Genomic DNA, 26166 nt, shown 5'->3' with positions numbered 1-26166 from the left:
TAACTGCTAACTCCTCTTTACACAAACAGCATGCCGATTTGATAGGTCAGCACTGCGGCGATCCATGCCACTCCGGTGAGCGTAAAGAAGCTGGCAATTGCCCAGCCCCAATTGAGCTCCTTGGCGATGACGGCGAGCGTCGCGCCGCACTGCATGCAGAGGGCGAAGAATACCATGATCGATAGTGCGACGGGGATGTTGAACACGTTCTCGCCTTTGCGTGGGCCGCTCTCCCATTTTGTGTTGGTGAGCGTGCTGCGCAGATCGTCCGACTCTTCGTCGATCTCACCGCCTAGGGCATAGGTAATGCCTAGCGTGGAAATAATGATTTCACGTGCTGGAAAACTCGCTAGGACGCCGACGGTGATTTTCCAATCGTAGCCTGCGGGGGCGAAGACGGGCTGCACTAATTTACCGAATCGACCCATGTAGCTTTGCTCTAGGAATGCGGCATCGACGAGTTTACCAACGGCTTCTTCGTCTGCTTCACTGAGCTCAGTGAGGCTGGCTGCGGCCATGTATTCGGTGGTGACGACTTCTTCGACTTCGGTGGAACGTGGGAAATACAGTAGCGCCCAAATGATGATGGACATCGCAAAGATCACGGTGCCGGCACGGACGACAAATTCCTTGCCGCTCTCATACATGCGATTGAATACGAGGTTGATTTGCGGCACACGGTAGTGCGGCAGCTCCATGACAAATGGAGGTGCGCTGCGGCCACGGTTCAATGTCTTGTTGAGCATCCATGCGAGCGGTGCTGCGATGAGTGCACCGATGAAGTGCATGGCGAAGAGCGTAGCTCCTGCAACGCTCGGGCCGTAACGAGGCTCGATGAAGGCACCGATGAGTAGTAGATAAACGGGTAGGCGTGCGGAGCAACTCATCAGCGGTGTGACGAGGATCGTGATCATGCGCGCTTTGTTATCGCTGATCGTGCGGGTGGCCATGATGCCGGGAATCGCGCAGGCAAATCCGGTGAGCAGTGGCACGAAGCTCTTGCCGTTGAGGCCGCACCATTGGAAGAGCTTATCCATGAGGAAGGCGGCGCGTGCCATGTAGCCAGTCGCTTCGAGTAGAGAGATGAAGAAAAACAGCACTAGAATCTGCGGCAGGAAGACGAGGAACGCGCCCACGCCTCCGATGATGCCATCGGCCACTAAACTCTGCAGCATCGGTGTCGCGACGAGTGCGTCGGCAGCGATGCCTTGCACCCAACCGACGGCTCCTTCGATTAAATCCATGAGTGGCCCTGCCCATGTATAAACGGATTGGAAGACGACATACATCATGCCGATGAAAACCATCAGTCCCCAGAATTTGTGGAGGAGTAGCTGATCAATGCCTTCGGACTTGCTGCGGTGCTTGAGTAGCGCTTGACGTTCGAGGATGTCGTTGAGCAGGGGATTGATGAAGCGGTAGCGCAGAAGTGATTCGGCGGCGTCGGGCTGATAGCCGTCTTTGTAGAGTTGGTCGCGTGTGGCCTTAATGATCGGCTCGTAGTCTTCTGGTGCGGACTTGAGACGTTCGCGCACAGCGCTTTTGCGGTCGAAAATGAGGCGTTGCAGTTCGCCTTCGCGTAGTGACTCACCACGTGTGTCGATCAGTTCTTTCTGTAGTGTTGCCAGTGCAGTCTTTACGGGCTCCGGCCATTTCGGGCGGATGAGCATCGGGCGAGTTTCGATCGCATGCTCGACGGCTTTGGCCAGCTCGGTCGTGCCACGCTTGTGCTTGGCAATTGTCGGCACCACGGGCACCGCGAGGCGCTGCTCCAGTAGTTTACTGTCGATTTGTAGACCCTTTTTCTCGGCGACATCCCAGCAGTTCAGGGCGATGACCATCGGCACGCCGAGCTCGGCGGCCTGAGAGGCGAGAAAGAGATTGCGGCGCAAATTTTCAACATCGACCACGACCACGATGAGGTCGGGGGCTGCATGGTTGTCGGCATGCCCAGTGAGCACGTCGACTGCGACGCGTTCGTCTAGGGACGTTGCGCTCAGACTATAGGTGCCGGGTAAATCAATGAGCTCGACCTCTTGCCCCATCGGCATTGTCCAGGTGCCGGTCTTCTTCTCGACGGTGACGCCAGAGTAATTGCCGACACGTTGGCGAAGGCCAGTCAGGGTGTTGAAGAGGGAGGTCTTGCCGGTGTTGGGGTTTCCAATCAGGGCAATGCGGATATCTTTACTCGGGACCTTCATTTAATCAATCGGTTCGACTTCAACATTTGCGGCATCTACCAAGCGTAGGCTCATGTGGCAGCCATTGAACTCAATCGCAATGGGATCACCCAAAGGCGCTTCATGCACCAAGCGGATTTCTTGGTCAGGCAGTAGCCCCATCGACATCAGGCGGGCGATGCATTCATTGTCGCAATTCAGGGACTTTACGCGGAAGAGTCCGTTTTTGGTGATTTTGTCTAGTCGCATAGGAAAAATGGTAGCACGTGAGATTAAGTCTCAATAGCAAACCGCATACCAGAATGACTTTATGTCCGATTGCAAGCACAGAGACGTGCTTGGTGGACTTTCCTATCGGCGGTTCTGTTTAAAAGCTGTAGCTTGCGTTTAAGCCAAAGTAGGCGAAGTCATCTAGCAGGTGGTCGTCGGCGTGCTTTTTGGTGTCAGCATCGATTGCGATATTTTGTGCTACGTAGGCTCCAATGCTGAATTGCTCTGTGAGTGCGCAATTGCACTCCAATCCCAGTGTCAGGTTGTTCAGTCCGTTGTGACCTTCGGCGATGTAGTCGTCGTTGTAGCCTAGTTGAATAAAAGGCAGTAGGCTGAGTTGATCCATTACTTCGAATTCCCGTGAGAGGATCGCTTCGTAGAAACAGCCAGAATTTTCATCCGAGTAGTAGCCGCCTATTTCCAGTTCAACTTCCCATGGGAGGGTATAGCCGATGTAGAAGGAGACTTCATTGTCATGCGCCTTGTCGGTGTCGAAATCTAGATAGGTATAGCCGACGGTGAATGTAAATGCCTGCCATTCGTAGCTATATTCCAGCCAGTAGTTGTATTCGCGGTAGTCTTGATCTGGACTTTCGGCGCCCCATGCTCCGACGGTGAAGCCTTCATAGCTGGCCGTGGCTTCGATACTGGCGAGGCTGTTACCGTCCAAGTTGTCGCGACCTTCTGATACGTAGTGGCTATCCCATGCGCTGGCGACGCAGAATTCTATTGGAAATTGTGAATGATCGCTGGTCGCGTCCTGTGTGTCTTCGCGCATCGAAACAGGCTCGATGTTATGGTGCTGTTGCGCTTGGCAGACAGCGGTGCAAGCGCAGGCTGAGGCTAGGAATCGTTTCATAAGTGTTGTTCTGGATCTTGTTCTTGAGCGATGTAAGCAATGTCAATGCCTTGACTTTGATCCGTCAAAGTGAAAATTTTCAATATTAAAACTAGGTCGTGGTCCTAGTGTGTCTGCGATGTTTACGGAGCAAGGGACTTGCCAATTGCGACCCGCAAAGCTTTCAATTTATGAAAATTGCTGATCTTGGTGCAGCGGCTCTGTGAACTAGATGAGTTCTGGCGTCTGTCGCACCTTATGTCCGCGTGAAACGGTCACATATTTCTCTGCCATGCCTTTGAGCCCTGCGCGCTCGTCCGCTGTGAGTGCGCGCACGACTTTAGCTGGTGCGCCTAGGACGAGTGAGCCTGCGGGCACTTGTGTGCCTTTGGTGACGAGGGCACCTGCGCCGACGATGGATTGTTCGCCAATGACAGCGCCATCCAAGATCGTTGCACTCATACCAATGAGGCATTCATCGCCGATGGTGCAGGCGTGCACCATGGCCATGTGGCCGATCGTGACATATTTGCCAACTTTGACCCCGAAGTTATCTGCGAGGTGCAGCACACTGCCGTCTTGCACGTTCGAGCCTTCGCCGATTTCGATACTGTTGATGTCGCCGCGTAGGACGCTGTTGTGCCAGACACTGGAGTTTTTACCGAGTGTCACCGCTCCGATTACAACTGCGCCGGAGGCTACATAGGCCGAGGCGTCAATTTGCGGGGCTTGATCTAGAAATTTTTCGAGTCGTTCTTCGGTCGTCATAGGACAATAAATGTAGAGGCAGGGAAGGCTTAGCCAAGTTTAGAATTTTAGTGGTCGCTCGTATTGAAATTGTGTGAGGTCCTCTACTGGTCGACATTTGGTTTCCTAATGCTTGTATCAGCGCAGTTAATGGCGGGTGTAATTGTTTGACATATCCCACTATAAAACCTTTCAGTTCAAGCACTGATGAACCAACAAAAAGACCCTCAAAACCGTGCACCGGACGAATCGCTTTGCTCGCTTCTGGTCAGCTTTAATTTTCTTTTCTTCACATGCCTGTTGGCGGGCATGTTGATTCTGCCACTGAAGTCGCTTTTTACGGGTTCGGGAGAGGCCGGTCATGGTGATGCTGAAGCCGAGATGCATGCCGCCGCAGGCGAGACTGAGGAGATCGCTTCAGCTGGTAAGGCTGCGTATATGATTTGTTCATCCTGCCACGGTCCTGATGGTGCTGGCATCCAGGCGATGAACGCTCCAGCAATTGCTGGGCAAGAGGATTGGTATCTTAAGCGCCAGATTCATAAGTTTAAGGACGGCCAACGCGGCACGCATGCCGAAGATATTTATGGTATGCAGATGCGCCCAATGGCGATGATACTTACCGATGACGCAAAGATCGACGAAGTCGTAGAGTATATTGCAAGTCTTCCAGCTCCGCATCCAGAGCCGACGCTTGATGGTGATGCTGCGAAGGGCAAAGCGGCTTATATGCTTTGCCAAGCGTGCCACGCTCCCGATGGGAAGGGCAACAAGCTGATGAATGCGCCGGGTCTCACAGGTCTACCAGATTGGTATATCGTGACTCAGCTGAAGAATTACAAGGCAGGCATTCGTGGGGCGCATCCGAAGGATATCGAAGGTATGCAGATGGCACCTATGGCTAAGACGATTGCTGATGAGCAAGCGATGAAAGATCTCGCTGCTTATATCAATTCGCTCGGAGCTGCGAAGTAGGGGGTGGTGCTGATTGTTTGTGCTGTCAATCTGGATTGATTATTTAATCAATCTGGAGATTGACAGCTATGGCAACGGCGCGTTTTCTCCCAACTTTCACTTTTCGCTCAGGTGGTGAAACGGTAGACACGCCACGTTCAGGTCGTGGTGCTCGCAAGGGCGTGAGGGTTCAAATCCCTCCCTGAGTATTTTTGAAACCCGCTAGAAATAGCGGGTTTCTTTGTGTCGGGAGTGGTCGGGATTTGACCCTACGGGTGTTCCGGTCTGCTTCGCGTCCGGTCTTGTCGTCGCTGCGCTCCTCGGAACAAATCCCTCCCTGAGTATTTTTGAAGCCGCTCCTTAGTTGGAGCGGTTTTTCGTTACTCCTTGTGGCTAAGCTGGAGCAATGCGTTGGAGAGAACTCGCATCAGTGGTGCTGCTAAGAGTGTCTGGGCTCCTGTTTGATCGATCTTGATGTATCGATTCTAGCTGCCGATTGATTTGTAGCGATGGCGCGCGTGTGGTGCCGATTGATGCTTAGTCGAGCAGCACGAGGTGGTCGCGGTGGACGATCACGCTGGAGTGTAGCTCGGGAAATGTTGCTTTGATCGCCTCGGGCTGCAGTCCCATGATTGCGGATAGATCGATGGCATCCAACGATGCGAGACCATGGGCGATGATTTTATCGTCCTCGGTGCGTATTCTGATGACGTCACCTTCTTCGAATTCTCCAAAGCTGTTGATGACGCCTGCGGACAGCAGGCTTTTTCCCTTCTCTTGAATCGCGACTGCTGCTCCTGCATCGATGGTAATGGTGCCGTAGGTATGATCCTGAATGGCGATCCAGCGTTTGTGGGATTTGACTGGTGCTGGGCTGGGGGCGAAGTAGGTGCCGACGCTTTCGCCAGCGAGCAGCTTGTTGAAGAGTTCGCTATCTTGACCGCTGCCGATGGTCACACCGCAACCTGCGCGATGGGCAATTTTGGCGGCGGAGAGCTTACTGACCATGCCACCGACTGAGGTGACTTGGTTGGTGCCTTGCGCCATCGCCTCGATCTCTGGTGTCATTTTTTCAACATAGGGCACCACTTCTCCAGTGCCTTGCATATCGATGAGTCCAGGAATGTTAGAAAGAATAAAGAGCTGGTCGGCATTGGTGACGCTGGCCACGAGCGCGGAGAGGGTGTCGTTGTCGCCGAATTTAATTTCGGTAGCGCTGACGGTGTCGTTCTCGTTTACGATTGGCACCGCCCCGGTTGCGAGTAGGCGCTCGACGGTGTTAAACACCGCGTTGTGACGGTGTTTAGCGCGCAGGTCTTCTCGGGTGAGTAAGATCTGTGCAACGGTTAAACCGTGTGGGTCGAAGCCTTTTTGCCAGGTGTTGATCAAGATCGTCTGGCCGACTGCGGCGCAGGCTTGCTGTGTCGCGAGGTCTTTGGGGCGTTGTTCGAGTCCGAGCTTGCCCATGCCGAGGCCGACTGCGCCAGAGCTGACGAGTATAACGTCAATTCCCCGCTCGCGCAGTGTTTTGACCTGATGGCAGAGTGCTTCGATGCGGGTTGTATCTAACTCTCCGATCCCGGACGTTAAGACGCCGGTGCCGAGTTTGATGACAACTCGCTTTGCCTGATTGAGTGGAACCACTGATGAATTAAAAATTAGGAATTAGGAATTAGGAATTAGGAATGCTGCGATATGTGTATCAAAAACAGGAGTCGGCGTTTGAACGTTCCGACTCCTGTATTGGCATTCTAGCTGATTGGATTAGACCTTCTTGAGGTCGGCTTCCTTGCCTGCAAGTTGCTTGTTGATCTCGGCGATGTAATCGTCGTGCTCTTTTTGCACTTCTTTTTCGTAGCGCTTGAAATCGTCTTCGGAGAGGCCGTCGTTTTTGGCTGCTTTGAACAGATCGAGTGCATCGCGACGTGCTTGGCGCACGCGCACGCGGCCATCTTCAGCCATGTTGCCTGCTGTTTTAGCGAGCTCTTGGCGGCGCTGGCCGGTGAGTTCTGGGACTGGCACGCGGAGGATACCGCCGTCGATCATTGGGTTGAGTCCGAGGTTGGCTTCTTGAATGCCTTTTTCGACATCTTTGATCACGCTCTTGTCCCATGGTTGCACCATGATGGTTTTCGCATCTGGAGTCGTCACTGCGGCGACTTCTTTGAGTGTCACGGTGCTGCCGTAGGCGTTGACGCGCACGGAGTCGAGCATTGTGGGGGATGCTTTGCCTGTGTGGAGGCTGTCGAATTGATTGAGTGTCTGTTCGACTGCTTTCTTTAGGTCTGCAGCGAGCGTCTTTAGGATGTCTTTTGGTTCCATATCTATCAGTTTGTTTAAAGTGGGATGTGTTATTTGACGAGTGTGCCGATTTCTTCGCCCATGACTGCACGGAGGATCGAGCCTGGTTCGCGCATGCTAAATACGAGGATCGGCATCTTGTTTTCCATGCAAAGCGAGAATGCGGTGGAATCCATTACGTTGAGGCGGTCGCGGAGTGCGTCAATGTATTCGAGCTTGTCGTATTTGACGGCGTCGTCGTGCTTGTTGGGGTCTTTATTATAGATCCCGTCGACCTTGGTGGCCTTCATTAGCATGTCGGCGCCAATTTCGCTGGCGCGGAGTGCTGCGCACGTGTCAGTTGAAAAGTAAGGGTTGCCTGTGCCGCCCGCGAAGATAACGACGCGGCCACGCTCTAGGTGGCGTGTGGCTTTACGCAGGATGAACGGCTCTGCTAGCTTCGCCATCGGGATGGCGCTTTGTAGGCGCACGGTGACGTCTAGCTTTTCGAGGGCGTCCATAAAGGCGAGGCCGTTGATGACTGTTGAGAGCATGCCCATGTAGTCGCCAGTGGTGCGGTCGACGCCGCGCATTTCTGCGCCGCTAAGGCCGCGGAAGATATTGCCGCCGCCGATGACTAGGCCGATTTCGACACCGATATCGGCGACTTTCTTCACCTCTTCGCAAATCTCGCGAAGGATGTTTGCGTCGATGGGGTCGCCATCTTCGGTGTTACGCAACACTTCACCGCTTAACTTCAAAATAATACGGCGATATTTCGGCTTTGAGCCAGTTTGATCTACTTCATCCATTAAAGGCGTGTTAAACGTTGTTTTTAGGGTGACGTCAACCCATCGATTTGAGATCGACTGCAAATAATCGGACAAGTTCGTCTATTAATAATACGGACTTGGGAGCTAATTAAAAAACTTTGATTATTTGTGAAAGAGGGCTTGACGAGAGGACGATCGTTTCTACGCTCCGCATCTTCTTTCAAAGGCCTATGGTGTAATGGTAACACTACTGTTTTTGGTGCAGTCATTCGGGGTTCAAATCCCTGTAGGCCTACCATTTTAAAAATCCCTGCTGATTCGTTCAGTAGGGATTTTTTTGTGCCGCGCCGTATGATACCGATGCAGCACCTGCAACAGCTGAAATGAACAGGAGTGTTCTGCCCTGTCATGGCTGAAGAGATTGGGCGCCACGAGTGTTTGCACCGCCGTCGGGATCGTCGCTTGCGCGGACGTCTCTATTCTAGATACAAGCGTGGCACCCAAAGGTTTCTTCCATGAGGGGAGGCGTTTACCAATTGACGAAGATCAGCAATCAGCCATTAGTAATGACTGACTGATTTGCGGGTGTCGTATAACGGCTATTATGTGACCTTCCCAAGGTTGAGACGAGGGTTCGACTCCCTCCACCCGCACCAAGTTTCTAGGTCGCATAAACACTGAGTTTGGGGTATGTGGGCGAACTCTGTAGCGAACTCGCGCTCGCGAGGTCTATCACTCTCAGGTTTTCCGCTCGGCAATAGACGCGACTGGCGTCGCATCGCTACAGTTGATTGTATGTCAGCGAACTCTGTAGCGAACTCGCGCTCGCGCGGGTGAGGCAGGAGGGGGGACTCCCTACACCCTGAGCTTTACCCATAAGTTGAGAATGTGTGAAGTTAGTGGTAAAAAAGCTCCTTCCCTGCGAAGGGAAGGTGTCTCGGTCCGCCGAGACGGAAGGGTTTCGCGCAACATGAGCAGATTCTTTGAGCTAACCCGCCGGAAACCCCTCCGACCCCGCAGGCAGGGGCACCTCCGCTTCGCTGGGGAGGAGCTCAAAGAACCGCGTTCATCGCGAAAACAAGAAGACACAAACTTATGGGTAAAGATCAGCCTACACCCTGTGTTTTGGGGTAGGTTCGGGGGGACGAACTAGCAGCGTATCGCGACAGACCGTCGTTTACGGATTATTTCAGAGACTGGCTTATATTTATGGCGCTGGTTCTGTATCTTCCTGGCTGGGAATGGCAGGAGGCTTTAGTGCATCAGGCACTTCAAATAGTTGTGAGAGCAGGCCTGTGTTGAGTGCTGCGCTATTGATTCGGATACGGCTGTCGAGCGTGTCGTCGGTGAAGGATTCTATGGTGAAGGCGATGGGCATGCCTTGCACGTCGCGGAAGTCGCTGGACACTGTCCGTTGAATGCTGCCGTCGGGCATGGTTTGGCGTTCGACTAGCGGATACATGGTCTTTGGGTCGACTAGTGTTTGCGCGGTTTCTCCCTTAGTCTGAGTCGTTACCTCTAAGCAGGTTTGTGCGTCCCATTCGGCTGTAGCGATTCCTGTGATGGTGCCATCCCCCAAGGATGCGCTGATGATTCTGTCAAAAAAGCGTCGCTGGCCGAGCCATTGAGTGGCTTCGTCTCCCTCAATGAGGGTGACGAGATCGTCGCGTTGAGGGGCTCGTATGATTCTCCATACGTTGCCGTTGTTGACTCCGATGGTGATGTTGAGTGCGTCCTGCTTCATCTTAAATAGCAGACGGTCGGGGCGCTTCTTGATGAGCGTAAATTTCCGTGTAGTATCGCCGCTCTCCATGACTCCTGCGACTCGGATGGTCTGTGTGCTCTCCAGTAGTGTGGCGTTGCAGTTGACTGACAGGTAGGCCTGCATAAACGCGGCGGGATTGGTCAGTTCGTTGAGTGTGCCGTAGGGGAAGGCAGGCAGTGCCGCTTGAGAGTCGTCTTCTTTGTTGCTGAAGCTGATGATCGTAACAATGGCAGCAACTACCATGACGAGCGCTGCTAGATAGAGCGCATATTTTAATATTTTCTGAAACTTCGTGGGACCCTCGGTAATGAGTTTGGTGTTGGTGTAAGATGTTTTCATTTTTAGGCTTCAATTGCGTGGCAGAAGTGTCGATTGCGACGTGAGAATTGGCAACATAAACGTCTGTTGGTTGTGTCGGTATCCTGAGATGCGGTGATTCTGACAGTGGCAAGCCTTGGAGTCTCTTTGTCGAGACAGCGCGTTTTGGTTTCTTGCATTTTATGTAGAATTTAGGAGTCTTCGGAGATGATCGCGATTCTCATCACTGTAGCATTTGTTTGTGGCCTGCTGGCTCGACTGATCGGCTTGCCGCCGCTGATTGGTTTTCTTGCTGCGGGGTTTATTATGCGCGCTGCTGGGGTGGATGCGTTTCCTGATATTGAAAAGCTGGGCGACTTCGGGGTGACCTTGCTGCTGTTTACGATCGGTTTAAAGTTGAAGGTGAAGGATCTCGTTAAATCCGAGGTCTGGGCGGGCACGTCGTTGCATATGTTGGGGACGGTTGTGTTTTTTGCAGTGTTCCTCTATGCGGGCAAGTTGCTCGGATTACCTATCCTAAATGAGTTGAATGTGATGACGTGTGTGCTGGCGGGGTTCGCCTTGAGTTTTTCCAGCACGGTGTTTGCGGTGAAATCACTCGAAGACAAAGCTCAGCTTGCCGCGTTGCATGGCACGGTTGCTATCGGTATGTTGATCATGCAGGACATCATCGCGGTGGTTTTTCTTGCGGTTTCAACAGGCAAGATGCCGACCGTGTGGGCCTTGACTTTAGTGCTGCTGATTCCTTTGCGTTATGTGATTGGTAAGGTGCTCGACCGCACTGGGCATGGTGAATTGTTGATCCTGCTGGGGTTCTTTTTAGCCCTCGGTATTTATGGCTGGTTTGATGCGGTTGGTGTGAAGGGAGATTTAGGTGCCATCATTCTTGGTATGATGCTGGCGAGTCACCCGAAGTCGCATGAGCTATCGAAGACTTTATTCGGATTTAAGGATGTCTTCCTCGTTGCGTTCTTCCTGTCAATTGGGCTCTCAGCCGACCTGACGATGAGCGCGGTGGGCATCGCGCTACTGTTGATGATTCCATTGGCGCTCAAAGTAGCGCTGTATGCGTTTACTTTGATACGGTTCCACTTGCGTCCACGCTCTGCGATTCTCACATCGTTGGCGCTCGCGAACTATTCTGAGTTCGGGTTGATTGTTGGTAGTATCGCGGTGGCGAATGGTTGGCTCGGAAATGAATGGCTCGTCATTATCGCGGTTGCGGTGGCTGTGAGTTTTGTGATCGCTTCGCCCCTGAATAAAAAGGCGAATGATGTCGCTGATAAAGTGCAGTCGCTGTTACAACGCTTTGAGACAGGGCGTTTTCATGAAGCGGAGCGGCCGATCGATTTGGCTGGTGTGAATGTGGTGATCTTCGGCGTCGGTGGCGTCGGGCGCGGTGCGTATGACTACTATACCGAGCATACAGACATGAAGGTCTGTGGCTTTGACTCCTGTCCAGATGTGGTGGCTAAAAATGTCGCGGCGGGGCGACTCGTATATCAAGGTGATGGCACGGATATTAACCTGTTGCATCGTCTTGAGAATCGGGATGAGGTGCAGCTGGTGTTATTAGCGATGGCGGACCACCGAGCGAATCTTTCGGTTGCGCGTGTGATGGGGCCGCGTCGTTTAGATGTGAAAGTCTCAGCGACTGCGAAGCACGATGATGAAGAGGCCGAGTTGAAGACGCTTGGAGTCGATGCGGTGTATAATTTCCACGCAGGAGCGGGGGCCGGGTTTGCCAGTAACTCGAACTTGCTGCTAGAGACTGAGCGTGGTTGAGCAGGGAACGCCAACGTCCCCGTTGGCAGTTGCTTTTACGCTGTGGCCGACGGGGACGTCTTTTGCTCTCGCTTACACTTTCAGCGCTTGATCCAAATCGGCGAGCAGGTCGCTGATGTCTTCGATGCCTACGGAGAGGCGGACGAAGTCGGCGGTCACGCCGGTGGATTCCTGTTGCTCGGGGGTGAGCTGCTGGTGCGTGGTGCTGGCGGGATGAATGGCGAGCGACTTGGCGTCGCCGATGTTGGCGAGGTGGCTGAAGAGTTCAAGGCTATCGATGAACTTGCGTCCAGCATCGAGGCCGCCTTTGAGTCCAAAGCCGACCATCGCGCCGAAGGTGCCTTCGTCGAAATATTTCTTGGCAGCTGCGTTGTGCGCGTTGCCTTCAAGGCCTGGGTAGTTGACCCAGCTCACTGCGTCGTGACTTTCGAGGAACTCGGCGACCTTGAGCGCGTTGGAGCAATGCCGCTCCATGCGTAGGTGCAGGGTTTCGAGGCCTTGCAGGTGTAGGAAGGAGTTAAAGGGCGAGGTGCAGTTGCCGGTGTCGCGTAGCCATTGGAGGCGCATCTTCATGATGTAGGCGATGTTGGCGCCGCCTGCTGGTTCGAAGGCTTTAAAGACATCCCAATGCACGAGGCCGTGGTAACTTGGGTCGGGCTCGGTGAATTCGGAGAAGCGACCGCTGCCCCAATCAAAATTGCCGCCGTCGACGACGATGCCGCCGATGCTAGTGCCATGCCCGCCGATGTATTTCGTGAGGCTGTGGATGACGATGTTGGCGCCGTGCTCTAGTGGTCGGCAGACCATTGGGGAGGCGACAGTGCTATCGATGATGAGTGGCAGCTTTGCAGCTTTTGCAATTTTAGAGACTTCCTCAAAGGGGAAGATGTTGAGCTTCGGATTGCCGACAGTGTCGCCGTAGATGGCTTTGGTCTTGTCGTCGATTAGTGGCTCGAAGGAGGATGGGTCTTCGGCGTCGGCGAAGCGGACTTCGATGCCGAGCTTCGGCAGTGTGTATTTGAAAAGTGTATACGTGCCGCCGTAGAGTTGGGCAGAGGAGACAATGTTATCGCCTGCGCCTGCTATGTTGAGGATAGCGCTGGTGATGGCGGCTTGACCACTGGCGTGTGCGAGTGCAGCGACGCCGCCTTCCAGTGCTGCGACGCGCTTCTCTAGCACGTCTGTAGTGGGATTCATGATACGGGTGTAGATGTAGCCGAGCTCTTCGAGGCCGAAGAGTTTAGCAGCATGGTCGGTATCCCGAAACATGTAGCTGGTGGTTTGATAAATGGGGACGGCGCGCGAGCCTGTCTCTGCGTCAGGCGTGTGACCTGCGTGTAGGGTGAGGGTGCCGAGGCCGGGTGTTTTTTGATCTGTCATAAGTCTTATGGATTTTTGGTTTTACGTTCTCTAGTTTTGGTGGCGTCCCAATTTAGTCCGGATTCGTCTAGGAAGCGTGCTGCTTCTTCTAGGAATTCGTTGTCGGGATTCGTTTCGCGAAGGATGCGTTTGTATTCGCGTAGCGCATTTGTTCGTTGCCCCTCTTCGGCGAAGATGCGGGCGAGTGTTTTGCGGTTCTCAACAAGATCGGGGCGCTTTTCGAGAATCGCTTCGAGTTTGTCGATTAGTTGTTTATTGGTGTATAGGGGCGCTTCGTCACTCTGTGAGATGCTGTCGATGAGTGCGGCTTGGGGCTGCCATGCGTTTGGCCAGCGTTCTGCCATGACTGTCCACATACGGGTCGGCTCAGCAATGGAGTAGGCAAAGCTTCCGGTGATGGCGATTTCGATAAAGAGCAACAATGAGCATCCCATGACCCAGAGCGGTTTGCCGGCGACTCCCATATTGTAAATGAGTCGACCGAGTGCGGTGATCACCAATGTGATAATCATTGGCAGGGCGACGTAGAGGTAGTGATCTTCGTGGGCGAGCTCGCCGTCGATGAAGTGTCCATCTTTGCTAGTGCCGTATGCGATGAGTAGGAGGTAAGCGCTGAGACCGAGTAAGATCGCGCGCGCCCAAGCCTTTCTAATATTAAAGGCGATGAGTATGAAAAAGGGAACGAAGAGCAGGAAGGGCAGCAGGCTCATTTGAGCGCCGATTTGGTAGTTTGCACCTTTGTCGAATGGATGAAAGAGCGCGGTGTTAACCGGCACGAGCGCTTGTCGAGTAAAGTGAGCCATGTTTTGCCCCGCGTGGTTGAGGCGCTCTGTGGCGCCGAGAGCTTCGGCGGTTGTCTTGGTATCGCTACTGCCTGAGCCGATCCAGACTGCGAGAAAGAGGCACAGGCAGATGAGCGGCAGCACACGGTTAAAGGAGTGGATGTGCACATGCCGCTCCTGATTGAGAATGATGAGCGCCAGAATGAGCGGGATGGCAAATGCGGCGGGATGAATCAAGCAAGCGATCGTAGTGAGTAGGATCGTTGCGGTGTAGTCGCGTGCATTTCGATTACGGCTTCCGTAGTAGAGCGCGCTTAAGATGAATATCAAACTGATGATTTCGGTGCGGTAGCCTGCCCAAAACAGAGTCTGAATCGTGGCTGGGTGGAGGGCAAATATCAGTGTGGCAGAAAATGCGGCAGGAAACTTGAGCGTCTCTAAATTTTTAAGAAGGAGGATGGCTGCGAAAATATGCAGTAGTATATTGATGCCTCGATAGACTACGGGTGCCGGGAGTGGGATCGCCTGCTCTAGGAAATAGCTGGTAATCGTGATCGGATCGTTTTGACGTATGCTGTCGAGCGTCCATGCATCTTGCCAGCGCTCCATCGATTCAAACGGGGTGCGTTCGACGGAGTCGTAGTCAGACCAGAGGACATCAGAGCTTAGTAGCGGACTGAATATGAGGGCGACGAGGGCAATCAGCGCGAAGTAGGCACGAAGCCGCGCGCGGGGCGGTTCGTTGGTGTTGGTTCGCTTACGGCGCTTGCGTGGTGCATCGTCTTTTGAGGGCGGAACGATTAAGTTCCCGTTACGCGGCATGCGTTCTTCTGTGGTTTGCGGCTCGGACATTTAGTGTGCGGGCTGGAGTTGAAAATTAGCGGGGGATTGACCGCGGCGCTTGATAGCTTGTGTTAAGGCTTTGAGGTCGATCTGTGCGCCAGGGGTAATGTTGTTGCGGGCGAACCAACCACGATTGGTCTCGACCGCGATGAGCACTTCTTGGCTGCGTGAGGGAACCGAATTCTCATCGTAGGGGTAGAGCGCGTGGATCTCTAATAAGCGCCCGCTTGCATCGAAGTAGCCGATGTCGAGTGGGATGCGGGTGTTGCGCATCCAGAAGGCGCGTGGTCCAGCTTGCTGAAATAAAAAGAGCATGCCGTGGTCCTTGGGCATCGAGTCGCGGTGCATCAAGCCTTTGCTTTGCTCGCTTTGTATGAGGGCCAGTTGGAGCTGAAGTGGGGCGCCGCCGATTGAAATTGGGAAATAGGTGTCGTTGGACTCCGTGATGATCGTGGGCTCTTGTGGTGCACAGGCTCCGAGCAGCAGAGTGAGGACGAGGGTAAAAACTGAGTAGGTGCGATGTTTCATAGTTGCTCAGCGGTAAAGTCAGAGCGTGACAGATCGGGTGTGATACAGAAGAGTCATAACTCAAATATTTGTAATGAAAAGTAAATCCTCAGTTATCCGTGTTCTCTACGCCTCGTCGGAGCAATCTGCCGATATTTATTACCTGACGAAGGTTTTTGTGCCTGATCCTTTCCTGTGCTTTATCGTTGGGAATCGTTCGACGGTAGTGGTGAACCGTCTGGAGTATGGACGTGTCCGAGCGCAGTCGGCTTGTGATGAGGTGCTGTTGCTGGAAACGGTGCAGGCGCAGGTGGCGAAGGCGCTAGGCATTGAGCGCGTGGCGGTCGGCCCTGCAGAGATGATGCGCTATTTTGCTAAATTAAATAAGGTGCGTGAGCTGGAGGTGCCTCAGGATTTTCCGTCTGTCTATTATGCGAAATTGGTGGCAGCAGGCTTGAAGGTGCACATCGGGTCGAGTCCGTTCTTTCCTGCGCGTGAGCTTAAGAATGATGATGAGGCAAAAGCCTTGAAACAGGGCAATGCGGCGAGTGCAGCTGGCATCCGCGCTGCTGAGGCAGTATTACGCGCGTCGAAGATTGTTGGTAAACGCTTGAAATACAAAGGCCGCACACTGACTTCTGAGTGGCTCCATATGTTGATCGGTCAAGCCTGCCTGGAGAAGGGCGCAGTGGCACAGAATACAATTGTAGCTGGAGGTCCGCAGGGCTGCGATCCGCACGAAGCTGGACATGGGCCGCTCAAGCCGAATGAATTAATCATAGTTGACGTGTTTCCGCGTGTTCAAGCGACGGGTTACCATGGTGATATGACGCGCACCTTTCTTAAGGGGCGGGCAAATGACGCGCAGCGTGCGCTTGTGGGTGCAGTGCGGGATGCACAACTTGCAGCGATTTCGAAGGTGAAGTCAGGCGTGAGTGGCGCGACGGTGCATGGTGTCGCGGCTCAGGTGTTTGAGGATCGCGGGTTTCAGACGGAGCGTCGTGGCGAAGGTTTCGTGGGCTTTATTCACTCGACGGGGCATGGCCTAGGGCTGGAGGTGCATGAGGATCCTCGTGTTTCGACAGGTGCTGGGCGTTTGCGCAAGGGGCATGTGATTACCATCGAGCCCGGTTTGTATTATCCAGAGATCGGTGGTTGCCGGATTGAAGATGTGGTGCGTGTGACGAAGGACGGTAGTGAAATGCTTTCGTCGATGCACTATAAGTGGGAGCTGCGCTGAGGACTGAGACTTGAGGGCTGAGACTTGAGGGCTGAGACTTGAGGGTGTGGCGGATCGGCGAAGCCGTTTCGGTCTGTGCTACTGATTCCACGGGCACTTGCCCAGCATCATTGCCATGCCGCAAGTGTCGGTGATGCCTGCGAAGGCAAGTCCGGTGCCGACGAAGCCTGGCACGATGAGGAACCCTGAGTGGATGAAGACGCCAGCAAGTGTGCCGCAGAGCACCATGAGGCCCGCGACAATGCGCACTTGACGTTCTATCGAGATCGCACCTTTTCCGTATTCGATGTCCAGCTTCGCGTCGATCGCGGCGAGTGTGCCTCCTTCGACGACGATGGCCTGAGTGTGGCCAGCGGCGGCGAGTTTCTCGGCGGCCATGCTCGCACGTTTGCCGCTTTGGCAGAGAATGTAAACAGGAGCGTCGGTGCCTACGCTTTTGCAATAGGCTGCGGCATCTAGCTTATCTAAGGGATGGAGCTCTGCACCGATGACATGAGCAGACTTAAATTCGGCGGGCGTGCGCACGTCGATGACGTTGCCGCCTTTGGCAATGATTTCTGAAAGAGTGGAGGCTTCGATGGTTTGGATGCTCATGGCGGAGAGACTATGGCAGGGTTCTTGAAATTCAAGTCGCTTACTACTTTTGTAGGAATGCTTCTGATTTCAATAAGCCACAGCGCCTCTGTGGCCGTGACTTTTATCAGGTTCGAGAGGGTTTTCTGTGAACTTTGTGGTGCTTTCTATCTAAAACGCTTGGCGATTTCGATTTCTGCGCTTTAATCCCGCACTTCACTTTTAAAAATTTCGAAGGTTTTCACTTTCATACTCAACACTATGCAAAAAACAGCACTCCTCTCCGTCAGCGATAAATCAGGCCTCGTGCCGTTCGCTAAAGCACTTGTCGAGCAGCACGGCTACCGTCTGCTCTCCACTGGTGGCACTGCCAAGCTTCTTGAAAAAGAGGGCATTCCTGTTACCGAAGTGAGCGATTACACCGGTTTTCCTGAAATGATGGAAGGCCGCGTGAAGACATTGCACCCGAAAATTCATGGCGGTCTGCTCGCTCGCCGCGACAAAGCCGACCACATGGCTGCCGCTGCTGAGCACGGCATCGACATGATCGATCTCGTCGTGGTGAACCTTTATCCGTTCGAAGAAACCGTTGCCAAGCCAGACGTCACTTTCGAACTCGCAATCGAGAATATCGACATCGGTGGCCCTTCGATGCTCCGCTCTGCTGCGAAGAACCACGCTTCGGTTTCCGTCGTTGTCGACGCAGCCGACTACGATCGCGTGCTTGCCGCCATGGGCGACGATGCTGCGCTCACGACACTCCGCCGCGAACTCGCGCTCAAGGTCTTCCAACGCACATCCGCTTATGATGGTGCGATTGCGAAATACCTCGAAGGTCAGGTCAACGAGCCAAACCTCGGCGACATTTCCGGTATTCCTTCGGAGCTCGATATTCAGCTTCCACAAGTCCAGAGCCTCCGTTACGGCGAGAACCCACACCAGAAGGCAGCGCTTTACGGTAGCTTTTTCGATTGCTTCGAGCAGTTGCAAGGCAAGGAGCTCAGCTTTAACAACATCATCGACATCACTGCGGCGACTTACCTGATCGGTGAGTTCCAAAAGCCAACGGTTGCGATCCTCAAGCACACCAACCCTTGTGGCGTCGCCAGTGCGGACACGCTCGTCGAAGCTTGGGAACAGGCTTTCGTCACTGACCAACAAGCACCGTTCGGTGGCATCATCGTGGTCAACCAGACAATGGATGCCGACCTCGCTGCCATCATCAGCAAGATCTTCTGCGAAGTGATCATCGCTCCCGACTTTACGCCAGCCGCTCGCGAAATCTTCGGTAAGAAGAAGAACCTGCGCTTGATGACAGTGAAGGGCACCTTGCCAGCTGACTCATTGCAAGAAATGCGTTCGGTCGTCGGTGGTGTCTTGATTCAAGATCGCGACACGATGCCAGACCGCCCAAGCGACTGGAAGATCGTTTCCAAGCGTCAGCCGACAGACGAAGAAATGCGCGCCATGATCTTTGGTTGGAATGTCGTAAAGCACGTCAAATCCAACGCCATCGTCTATGCTGGTTGCGAACGCACACTCGGTGTCGGTGCTGGTCAAATGTCTCGTGTGGATAGCTCGAAGATCGCTGTATGGAAGGCCGGAGAAGCAGGTCTGCCGCTCGATGGTTCGATCGTCGCATCGGATGCATTCTTCCCATTCGCCGACGGCCTCATCGCCGCAGCCGAAGCCGGTGCCAAGGCAGCGATCCAGCCCGGTGGCTCCGTGCGTGATGAAGAAGTGATCGCCGCAGCCGACGAGCGCGACATGGTCATGGTCTTTACCGGCAAGCGCCACTTCAAGCACTAGAGCGCCTGCGGCGCGAACGTTGAACGTCCAACGTTGAACGTTGAACTTCGAATCAAGCCGAGCGGTAACGCTCGGCTTTTTTGTGATCGTTCGTTTGATGGATGACGGACTTTTTCATTCGCAAGATAGCTCACTGTTGATCTCTGTCAGGTGATGTCGTGTTGTTTGGCATGATCAATGTAAGTCCTTAGGTTAGAGCGCCCTTTCAGGGCTACGGGTTTCATGTGATCCTTGAACCCATGGTTGCACCATGGGCTGACATAGGTCGGGGCTTTGCCCCTGATGAAGGGTATCGCTTCACTTGCGTGACCATTTCAAGCCCCAACGGGGCGACTCATGTTAGCCTAGGGCAACGCCCTAGGTATCCAATCATTCCGTATTCCCAAGCCCTGAAAGGGCGACCCAATGGAGTATGCCTCAATCGTTCGTGTTTTGCCTGCGTTTGACAGTCTCGACGGGGCGGTTCATACTAGTCAACGCTGTGAGGCGCGAACGATAGAAGCTACACTTTGTAGCCCCAACGGGGCGACTCATGTCAGCCTAGGGCAACGCCCTAGGAATTTAATCGTCCGTATTCCCAAGCCCTGAAAGGGCGACCCAATCGAGCATGCCTCAATCGTTCGTGTTTTGCCGGCGTTTGACAGTCTCGACGGGGCGGTTTAACTATTCCGCGTCGTGAACTAGGATCAGTTACCCTACATTTCTAGTCCCAACGGGGCGATTTATGTTAGCCTAGGGCAACGCCCTAGGTATCTAATTATACCATATTCCAAGCCCTGAAAGGGCGACCCAATCGACCATGCCACAATCACTCGCCAAAAACCTTGTGCACCTCATTTTCTCTACGAAAAACCGCGAAGGCTTTATCAATGAACCAGTTCGTGCCAACTTACATGGCTACATGGCGACGGTTCTCAAAAATATGGATTGCCCGGCACTCATCATTAACTCGGTCGAGGATCACGCGCACATTCTCTTTTCGCTTCACCGCACCGTGGCGTTGTCGTCCGCGGTGGGAGACCTGAAGGCATCGTCGTCTAAATGGCTCAAGACACAATCACTGGAACTGTCGGGCTTCGCTTGGCAAGCAGGTTTCGGCGCATTTTCTGTCAGTGAGTCCAACGTTGAGGCAGTTCGGAAATATATTGAGAATCAGGCAGAGCATCACACGAAGATCTCTTTTCAAGACGAATTACGTGCCTTTTTGGAGAAACATGGTGTGGCATATGATGAACGGTATCTCTGGGATTAGGCCGCCCTTTCAGGGCTTATGATTATGGTGGCATCAATTCCTAGGGCTGCGCCCTAGGCTGGCATATGTCGCCCCGTTGGGGCTGGAGAGTGTCGCGATTCCAGTAGTTTTGCGATATTTGGCGCCCCAAGCGACGAGGTCTGGTGAACCTGTCTTTAACGATGCGATCGATATTGCGGCGGCTTACTTGTTTTATCTCTGTCAGAATTATCCTTTTATTGATGGTAATAAGCGAACGGGCTTAGCCACGTGTTTGGTATTTTTGTCAGAGAATGGATTACTCGAAAATGAAGCGTTGGATGTCGATCAATGGGAAGCCCTCACGCTCGATGTGGCTGCAAGTCGTCTCGACCGGGATCAAACGACCGAGCGATTGCGGAAACTTGTGAACTAGGTTTGATTCGCGAGGTAAGAGTGATCAATGTGAGTCACATATGAAAAAGAAAGTCTGTTCGCTCGCGCTCCTCACTGGGGCTCTCCTGTGGTTTACTGGTTGCACCACCGTGTCGCAGACTGGGCGTTCGGCGCTGCATTTGGTGCCAGAGGGGGAGTTGACTGCCATGTCGTCCTCGCAGTTTAATCAACTCAAGCAGGAGACGCCGATCTCGCGTGATGCAAACTATAACGCGATGGTGCAGCGAGTCGGCGACCGTATCGCGTATGTGGCGGCTCCGGATATGCCCAATGCACAATGGGAGTTCGTGGTGTTTGATGATGACGAGCAGGTCAATGCGTTCGCGATGCCGGGCGGTAAAGTCGCGGTTTATACCGGTATCTTAGAAATAATTAAGAGTGACGATGAGCTAGCGGTGGTGATGGGGCATGAAGTTGCGCACGTGGCAGCAGGGCATGGCAACGAGCGTATGTCGCATAAAATGTTGGCCGCTGGCGGTGCTGCAGTGGTGGGCGTCGGCGTGGCTGCGGCTGATATGGATGATAGTGAGCGTGCGTTGGTTTTGGCAATGTTCGGTGCGGGTGCGACTTACGGTGCCATTCTGCCATATAGTCGTTATCATGAGAGCGAGGCTGATGAGATCGGTCTGATTTATGCCGCAAAGGCGGGCTATGATCCACGCGCGGCGATCGCCTTTTGGGAACGGATGGAGAAGCTCGGCGGTGGCGCTCCACCAGAATTTTTATCGACACACCCCGCGGGCACCACCCGTATTCGTAAGCTTAATGAGCTCATGCCACGCGCGATGGATGCGTATCGGAATCGGTAGCGCCGCCTGCGGCGGCGAGTGATCGCTGCGCTGGTGGTAGTGAGGAGTGATAGTGAGGAGTGTGATACAGACATTCCTGTCTGTTCTTCAGCTGAGTGAGATATTGCTGCGCCATCTCCGGACTTCGGCGAGCTCAGTCGAGTCGCAGACCTCCGTCCTGTCTGTTCTTCTGCTCGGGACTGACAGAAATGTCTGTGTCACTTATTACTTCGCAACTTTCAGCAGCTCTTCGGTCGGGAGGCATTTTTTGTAGTTCGCATCGGAGTGGCGAAAAATGATTGTAGTGCTGTTTATTCCCGATGCTACGTGTTGATCAACATTGACTCGATTCGGCATTTTTATTGAGTGCGTGGTTTACTTTTGACCGCAGCCAACTTCCGAGCTGCGGGGATTTCACTTAGCCAGATTTTATTATGTCAGATGTTCGCGTTCGTTTTGCTCCCAGCCCGACTGGTTTCTTCCATATCGGTAGTGCCCGCACTGCTCTGTTTAACTGGCTGTATGCGCGTCATACCGGTGGCACCTTTGTGCTGCGCATCGAGGACACAGACAAGGAGCGTAATACCGACGAAGCGCTACGCGTGTTGCTCGAAGGCATGCGTTGGATGGGCATGGACTGGGATGAAGGTCCTGAAGTTGGTGGTGCGTATGGCCCGTATTTCCAGAGCGAACGCCAATCCGTTTATGACGAATATTTGAAAAAGTTGGTAGATGCTGGCCGCACCTACGAGAAGGACGGTGCGATTTGGTTCAAGCTCGAAGGTGAGCGCTATACCGAATACGACGATTTTAAAGAAAAGGAGATCGAGAAGGTCAAAGCTGCGCCTGTGATTATCGACGATGCGGTGCGTGGTCGTGTCGAGCGTGCGGAGGAGTTGGATTTCGTCATCGTTCGTAAAGATGGCAACCCAGTGTTTCACTTTGTGAATGTGGTGGACGATATTGCGATGGGCATTACGCACGTGATTCGCGGCGAGGATCACTTGTCCAACACGAGTAAGCACGTGGAGCTATTTAATGCGTTCGGTGTGAAGCCACCCGTGTTTGCACACATCCCGCTGATTTTGAAAGAAGTCGGCTCAGGTAAAATGAGCAAGCGCGACAAGGGTGCATTGATCGAGGAATATGCAGACCGCGGCTTCTTGGCGAATGCGGTGCGTAACTACATCTCACTGCTTGGTTGGAATCCGAAGGACGAGCGCGAGAAGATGGACATCGATGATATCATCGAGCTGTTCGACTTTCCTGGGATCAACAAGGGCAACTCTCGTTTCGATGAGAAGAAGCTCTCTGCGTTGAATACTGAATATTTGCGTGAACTGAATGTAGAGAGCTATGCATTCTTAGCGCGTCCAATGCTGCACACTGCAGGTGTGATCACTGAGGATGTGGATGAAGATTATCTGCAGTCCGTGTTGACCCTCTGCCAAGGTAAGGCGCGTGGCCTTGATGACTTGGCTGATTTCTGCCGCTACTTCTTCGTCGAAGACTTTGAGTTGAACGAAAAAGTCGGTGCAAAGATCGCGAAGAAGGCGGACCCGAAGGAGCTGCTTGCAGAAATCCTACCAGTGATCGAAGGCGTGGAAACCTTTGATGCCGATTCGCTGCAAGCTGCGCTCGAAGCGCATGCCGAGTCGAAAGAGGTCAAAGTCTTCGCGTATTTCCCAGCACTGCGTTATGCGTTGAGCGGGCAGGGCGGCGGTCCCGACCTATTGCCGATGTTGGCTGTGCTCGGTAAAGATCGTGTGATTGCACGCTTGAAGGCGTTTATCGGATAAGCTCAGTCTTTCTAGAAATTGAAAAGCCCGCCGAGTGATCGGCGGGCTTTTTTTTGTATCAAGTTCTGTAATTTAAGAACAGCGCTTGCTGTTAAAATCGATCGAAGTGACCAATGATAGTCGCTTCTGGTTCAATGCCTGTGGCACGGTGCACTTCTTTGCCAGCGCGGAAATAGATGACAGTTGGAATTGAGTTGATGCCATATTCTTTTGCGATGTCGCTGAAATCGTCGACGTTGACCTTGGCGATTTCGCCTTTGCTGCCGATGGCTACTGAGACTTTTTCCAGAATCGGTGCCAGCGCTTTACAGGGTCCGCACCAAGGTGCCCAGAAATCGACTGCAACGACTTTGCCTGGTTGTTGAATGAGCGCCTCGAAGGCTTGTTTGGATCCGATGTTGGTAGGCATATTATTTCTTTGTTCTATGAATGATGGTTGATTTATGCAGATCGAAGTATACCGATCTGTATACATAGGAGCGTATGACTGTCCGTTTATTTCAAAGAGTTGCGAATTTTCTGATAAATCTATCGTTCGAGTATTAAATGATCTAAGATCAAGGATTTATAAAATATGGGGCATGATGATAAAAGAGAGGCCTTGTTGGTCTGTGCGTATCGTTTATTCGAGCGACAGGGCTTTAATGGCACAGGTGTGGATCAGATCGCAGCGGAATCCGGTGTCACGAAACGCACGCTTTATAAGCACTTTGGCTCAAAGGAGGGCTTGATCGAGGCAGTGTTAGAGCAGCATCAGGCTGAGTTGATTGAGAGGATGCGAACAGCTATATTTACCGAGGAGCAGGATTGTATGGCGCGCTTTATGCGTTGCTTTGATTTATATCGCGAATGGTTTGGTTGCTCGACCTTCGCTGGCTGTATTTTTATGAAGACGATCAATGAGTTTGCTGGGTGCTCGTCGAACTTGAGTGGCATCGCTCAACAGTCTAAAATCGCGATTCGTGAAATACTGGTTGAGGTTGCAGCAGAGGGGAAGCTTCGTGATCCGGCCTTACTGGCAGATCAGTTACAGTTGGTCTTAGAGGGGGCGATTGTGGTGGCGCAGTATGGAGCCTGCGATCAGGCGATCGAGACGGCTCGGTCGCTGGCTCGGTCGTTGATTGAAAAGATGCGTTGAAACATGCGATTTTAAACTGGCGGAGCGGGCTCTGCTGGCTTTTTCTCTGTCGCTTATGTCAGACGCTAAAGATACGCCGACCGATTTTATCCGCCAAATGATTGCTGCCGATGTGGCCGCAGGTAAACATGATGGACGTGTGCAGACACGTTTCCCTCCTGAGCCGAATGGTTATTTGCAGATTGGTCATGCGAAGGCGATTTGCTTGAATTTCAGCATCGCGGAGGAGTTTGGTGGCAAGTGCAACCTACGCTTTGACGACACGAATCCTGAAAAGGAGAGCGATGAGTTCGTGCGTGCGATCGAGGAAGACATCGAGTGGCTGGGCTTTAAGTGGGCGAAGATCTGTTTCGCTAGCGATTATTTCGAGCAACTGTTCGAGTGGGCAATTAAGTTGATCGAAGACGGTCATGCGTATGTCGAAGAACTTTCGTTCGACGAGATGCGTGACTATCGCGGTTCGATCAACGAGCCGGGGCGCCCGAGCCCGTATCGCGAGCGCCCGATTGAGGAGAGCGTAGATCTCTTTAAGCGTATGCGTGCAGGTGAGTTTGCTGATGGCGAGAAGGTGCTACGCGCTAAGATCGACATGACGCATCCGAATATGAACATGCGCGACCCTGTGATGTATCGTATCAAGCGTATGCATCACCACCGTCTGGGCGACGAATGGTGCATGTATCCAAGCTATGACTTTACGCACGGCCAAAGTGACTCGCTCGAAGAGGTAACACACTCGCTCTGCTCACTTGAATTCGAAGATCACCGTCCGCTCTACGATTGGTTCATTGAGAAGCTCGGCATCTTTCCGTCGAAGCAAACGGAGTTCTCTCGCCTGAACATGACTTACACCGTTGTGAGTAAGCGCAAGTTGCGTGAGCTCGTCGAAGGTGACTTCGTCGATGGTTGGGATGATCCACGTATGCCGACATTGTCGGGCATGCGCCGCCGCGGCTATCCGGCTGCTGCGATCCGTAAATTCTGCGAGACCGTCGGCATTACCAAGGTCAACTCCACCAGTGATGTGGCGCTGCTTGAACACGCGGTGCGCGCTGAGCTCAACAGCACATCGATCCGTCGTATGGCGGTGTTTGATCCGTTGGAAATCGAAATTACCAACTGGCCAGAAGGTCAGGTCGTCGAGGTCGATGGCGTGAATAATCCAGAGGATGAGTCGGCTGGCACACGTAAGATTCCGTTCTCAGGGCGTCTGTTCATCGAGCAAGAAGACTTTAAGGAAGAGGCGAATCGCAAATTCTTCCGTCTGAAAAAGGGCGGAGAAGTGCGTCTGCGCTATGGTTACATCATTAAATGTGACGACGTTGAAAAAGATGCCGATGGCAACATCACAAAGCTTCTTTGCTCAGTCGACCTCGACACGCTCAACAAGCAACCGACCGACCGTAAGGTGAAGGGCGTCATCCATTGGGTGAGCGCAGAGCATGCGGTCGAAACACCGGTGCGCTTGTTTGATCGTTTGTTCACGGAGGAGAACCCAGAAGCGGACAAGGAGATTTCATTCACGAAGTATGTAAATCCGGAGTCCTCGAAAGAAGTGAAGGTTCTCTGTGAACCGAGTCTCATGGAAATGGCTGCGGGCGAGCAATGTCAGTTCGAGCGTATCGGTTACTTCTGTGTGGATAATAAGCTGTCGAAGCCTGGAGCGCCGGTGTTTAATCGCACGGTCGCGCTGCGTGATTCGTGGGCGAAGAAAAAGTAGTAATCCGAGGG

The 26166-nt window shown here is 53.1% G+C and carries 23 protein-coding genes and 3 tRNA genes; 13 read left to right on the top strand and 13 right to left on the bottom strand.

From position 1 onward, the window contains the following. Nucleotides 1-17: 17 nt before the first annotated feature. The 4 genes from feoB to GZZ87_RS15785 form a co-directional block, all read right to left on the bottom strand. Nucleotides 18-2201: a ferrous iron transport protein B gene (feoB, locus tag GZZ87_RS15800; RefSeq protein WP_162024540.1), complete on the bottom strand. Its 2184-nt coding sequence runs from the start codon at nucleotides 2199-2201 to the stop codon at nucleotides 18-20. Beyond that, on the bottom strand, nucleotides 2202-2429 hold the full coding sequence (locus GZZ87_RS15795; RefSeq protein WP_162024539.1) for a FeoA family protein: 228 nt from the start codon (nucleotides 2427-2429) through the stop codon (nucleotides 2202-2204). 118 nt (nucleotides 2430-2547) lie between these two features. After that, nucleotides 2548-3309 carry a porin gene (locus tag GZZ87_RS15790; RefSeq protein ID WP_162024538.1) on the bottom strand — a complete coding sequence of 254 codons (762 nt, stop codon included), beginning with the start codon at nucleotides 3307-3309 and terminating at the stop codon, nucleotides 2548-2550. A gap of 207 nt (nucleotides 3310-3516) precedes the next feature. Then, nucleotides 3517-4056 (bottom strand): gamma carbonic anhydrase family protein, encoded by a 540-nt coding sequence (locus GZZ87_RS15785; RefSeq protein WP_162024537.1) that lies wholly within the window; start codon nucleotides 4054-4056, stop codon nucleotides 3517-3519. A 186-nt stretch (nucleotides 4057-4242) separates the two neighbouring features. Here GZZ87_RS15785 and GZZ87_RS15780 point away from each other — a divergent pair, with 186 nt between their 5' ends. Beyond that, nucleotides 4243-5010, top strand: a complete 768-nt coding sequence (locus GZZ87_RS15780; RefSeq protein ID WP_244648105.1) for a c-type cytochrome — start codon at nucleotides 4243-4245, stop codon at nucleotides 5008-5010. Between the two features lie 105 nt (nucleotides 5011-5115). Continuing rightward, nucleotides 5116-5198 (top strand) — tRNA-Leu (locus tag GZZ87_RS15775). A gap of 328 nt (nucleotides 5199-5526) precedes the next feature. Here GZZ87_RS15775 and proB read toward each other — a convergent pair. The 3 genes from proB to pyrH all read right to left on the bottom strand — a co-directional run bounded on the left by proB (nucleotide 5527) and on the right by pyrH (nucleotide 8081). Continuing rightward, nucleotides 5527-6633, bottom strand: coding sequence for a glutamate 5-kinase (gene proB, locus GZZ87_RS15770; protein ID WP_162024536.1), 1107 nt, complete (start codon nucleotides 6631-6633; stop codon nucleotides 5527-5529). 120 nt (nucleotides 6634-6753) lie between these two features. Next, on the bottom strand, nucleotides 6754-7311 hold the full coding sequence (frr, locus tag GZZ87_RS15765) for a ribosome recycling factor (RefSeq protein ID WP_162024535.1): 558 nt from the start codon (nucleotides 7309-7311) through the stop codon (nucleotides 6754-6756). Nucleotides 7312-7340: 29 nt separating this feature from the next. Beyond that, complete coding sequence (pyrH, locus tag GZZ87_RS15760) at nucleotides 7341-8081, bottom strand: UMP kinase (protein ID WP_162024534.1); 741 nt, start codon at nucleotides 8079-8081, stop codon at nucleotides 7341-7343. Between the two features lie 185 nt (nucleotides 8082-8266). Here pyrH and GZZ87_RS15755 point away from each other — a divergent pair. Then, nucleotides 8267-8340: transfer RNA gene (locus tag GZZ87_RS15755), tRNA-Gln, on the top strand. Nucleotides 8341-8623: 283 nt separating this feature from the next. Further along, nucleotides 8624-8698, top strand: a tRNA-Gly gene (locus GZZ87_RS15750). A gap of 551 nt (nucleotides 8699-9249) precedes the next feature. Here the strand turns inward: GZZ87_RS15750 and GZZ87_RS15745 are convergent. Beyond that, the gene (locus GZZ87_RS15745; protein WP_162024533.1) at nucleotides 9250-10146 is read right to left on the bottom strand and encodes a hypothetical protein; all 897 of its coding nucleotides are present in this window, start codon (nucleotides 10144-10146) and stop codon (nucleotides 9250-9252) included. Between the two features lie 186 nt (nucleotides 10147-10332). On the opposite strand from GZZ87_RS15745, the gene GZZ87_RS15740 reads away from it, so the two are divergent. Next, a complete protein-coding gene (locus GZZ87_RS15740) occupies nucleotides 10333-11910 on the top strand; it encodes a cation:proton antiporter (protein ID WP_162024532.1) in 1578 nt (525 codons plus the stop codon). A 72-nt stretch (nucleotides 11911-11982) separates the two neighbouring features. On the opposite strand, the gene GZZ87_RS15735 is transcribed toward GZZ87_RS15740, so the two are convergent. Genes GZZ87_RS15735 through GZZ87_RS15725 form a run of 3 tightly spaced genes read right to left on the bottom strand, consistent with a single transcriptional unit; the run spans nucleotide 11983 to nucleotide 15443 of the window. Then, nucleotides 11983-13290 carry an O-acetylhomoserine aminocarboxypropyltransferase/cysteine synthase gene (locus GZZ87_RS15735; protein ID WP_162024531.1) on the bottom strand — a complete coding sequence of 436 codons (1308 nt, stop codon included), beginning with the start codon at nucleotides 13288-13290 and terminating at the stop codon, nucleotides 11983-11985. A 5-nt stretch (nucleotides 13291-13295) separates the two neighbouring features. Then, the gene (locus GZZ87_RS15730) at nucleotides 13296-14924 is read right to left on the bottom strand and encodes a hypothetical protein (protein WP_162024530.1); all 1629 of its coding nucleotides are present in this window, start codon (nucleotides 14922-14924) and stop codon (nucleotides 13296-13298) included. Continuing rightward, nucleotides 14925-15443: a DUF192 domain-containing protein gene (locus GZZ87_RS15725; protein ID WP_162024529.1), complete on the bottom strand. Its 519-nt coding sequence runs from the start codon at nucleotides 15441-15443 to the stop codon at nucleotides 14925-14927. A gap of 73 nt (nucleotides 15444-15516) precedes the next feature. Between GZZ87_RS15725 and GZZ87_RS15720 the strand changes: the two genes are divergently transcribed. Beyond that, a complete protein-coding gene (locus GZZ87_RS15720) occupies nucleotides 15517-16662 on the top strand; it encodes a M24 family metallopeptidase (protein WP_162024528.1) in 1146 nt (381 codons plus the stop codon). A 78-nt stretch (nucleotides 16663-16740) separates the two neighbouring features. Here GZZ87_RS15720 and GZZ87_RS15715 read toward each other — a convergent pair whose 3' ends face one another. Then, nucleotides 16741-17256 carry a rhodanese-like domain-containing protein gene (locus tag GZZ87_RS15715; RefSeq protein WP_162024527.1) on the bottom strand — a complete coding sequence of 172 codons (516 nt, stop codon included), beginning with the start codon at nucleotides 17254-17256 and terminating at the stop codon, nucleotides 16741-16743. 240 nt (nucleotides 17257-17496) lie between these two features. Between GZZ87_RS15715 and purH the strand changes: the two genes are divergently transcribed. From purH to GZZ87_RS15690, 5 genes are all read left to right on the top strand, one after another. After that, complete coding sequence (purH, locus tag GZZ87_RS15710; protein ID WP_162024526.1) at nucleotides 17497-19044, top strand: bifunctional phosphoribosylaminoimidazolecarboxamide formyltransferase/IMP cyclohydrolase; 1548 nt, start codon at nucleotides 17497-17499, stop codon at nucleotides 19042-19044. A 799-nt stretch (nucleotides 19045-19843) separates the two neighbouring features. Then, a complete protein-coding gene (tnpA, locus tag GZZ87_RS15705; RefSeq protein ID WP_162024525.1) occupies nucleotides 19844-20296 on the top strand; it encodes an IS200/IS605 family transposase in 453 nt (150 codons plus the stop codon). Nucleotides 20297-20414: 118 nt separating this feature from the next. Next, a complete protein-coding gene (locus GZZ87_RS15700) occupies nucleotides 20415-20690 on the top strand; it encodes a Fic family protein (protein WP_244652052.1) in 276 nt (91 codons plus the stop codon). A gap of 40 nt (nucleotides 20691-20730) precedes the next feature. After that, nucleotides 20731-21519 carry a M48 family metallopeptidase gene (locus tag GZZ87_RS15695; RefSeq protein WP_162024524.1) on the top strand — a complete coding sequence of 263 codons (789 nt, stop codon included), beginning with the start codon at nucleotides 20731-20733 and terminating at the stop codon, nucleotides 21517-21519. A 413-nt stretch (nucleotides 21520-21932) separates the two neighbouring features. After that, a complete protein-coding gene (locus GZZ87_RS15690) occupies nucleotides 21933-23297 on the top strand; it encodes a glutamate--tRNA ligase family protein (protein ID WP_162024523.1) in 1365 nt (454 codons plus the stop codon). Between the two features lie 91 nt (nucleotides 23298-23388). Here the strand turns inward: GZZ87_RS15690 and trxA are convergent, their stop codons facing one another. Next, nucleotides 23389-23706, bottom strand: a complete 318-nt coding sequence (trxA, locus tag GZZ87_RS15685; RefSeq protein WP_162024522.1) for a thioredoxin — start codon at nucleotides 23704-23706, stop codon at nucleotides 23389-23391. A gap of 165 nt (nucleotides 23707-23871) precedes the next feature. Between trxA and GZZ87_RS15680 the strand changes: the two genes are divergently transcribed. Continuing rightward, entirely contained in the window at nucleotides 23872-24435 is a 564-nt protein-coding gene (locus GZZ87_RS15680; RefSeq protein ID WP_162024521.1) for a TetR/AcrR family transcriptional regulator, read from the top strand. Between the two features lie 55 nt (nucleotides 24436-24490). Beyond that, a complete protein-coding gene (locus GZZ87_RS15675; RefSeq protein WP_162024520.1) occupies nucleotides 24491-26155 on the top strand; it encodes a glutamine--tRNA ligase/YqeY domain fusion protein in 1665 nt (554 codons plus the stop codon). Nucleotides 26156-26166 lie beyond the last annotated feature (11 nt).

Source organism: Lentimonas sp. CC4 (genome assembly GCF_902728235.1).
Lineage (GTDB): Bacteria > Verrucomicrobiota > Verrucomicrobiia > Opitutales > Coraliomargaritaceae > Lentimonas.
The sequence above is the reverse complement of the archived record's forward strand: the minus strand, read 5'-3'. Positions and strand labels throughout refer to the sequence as shown.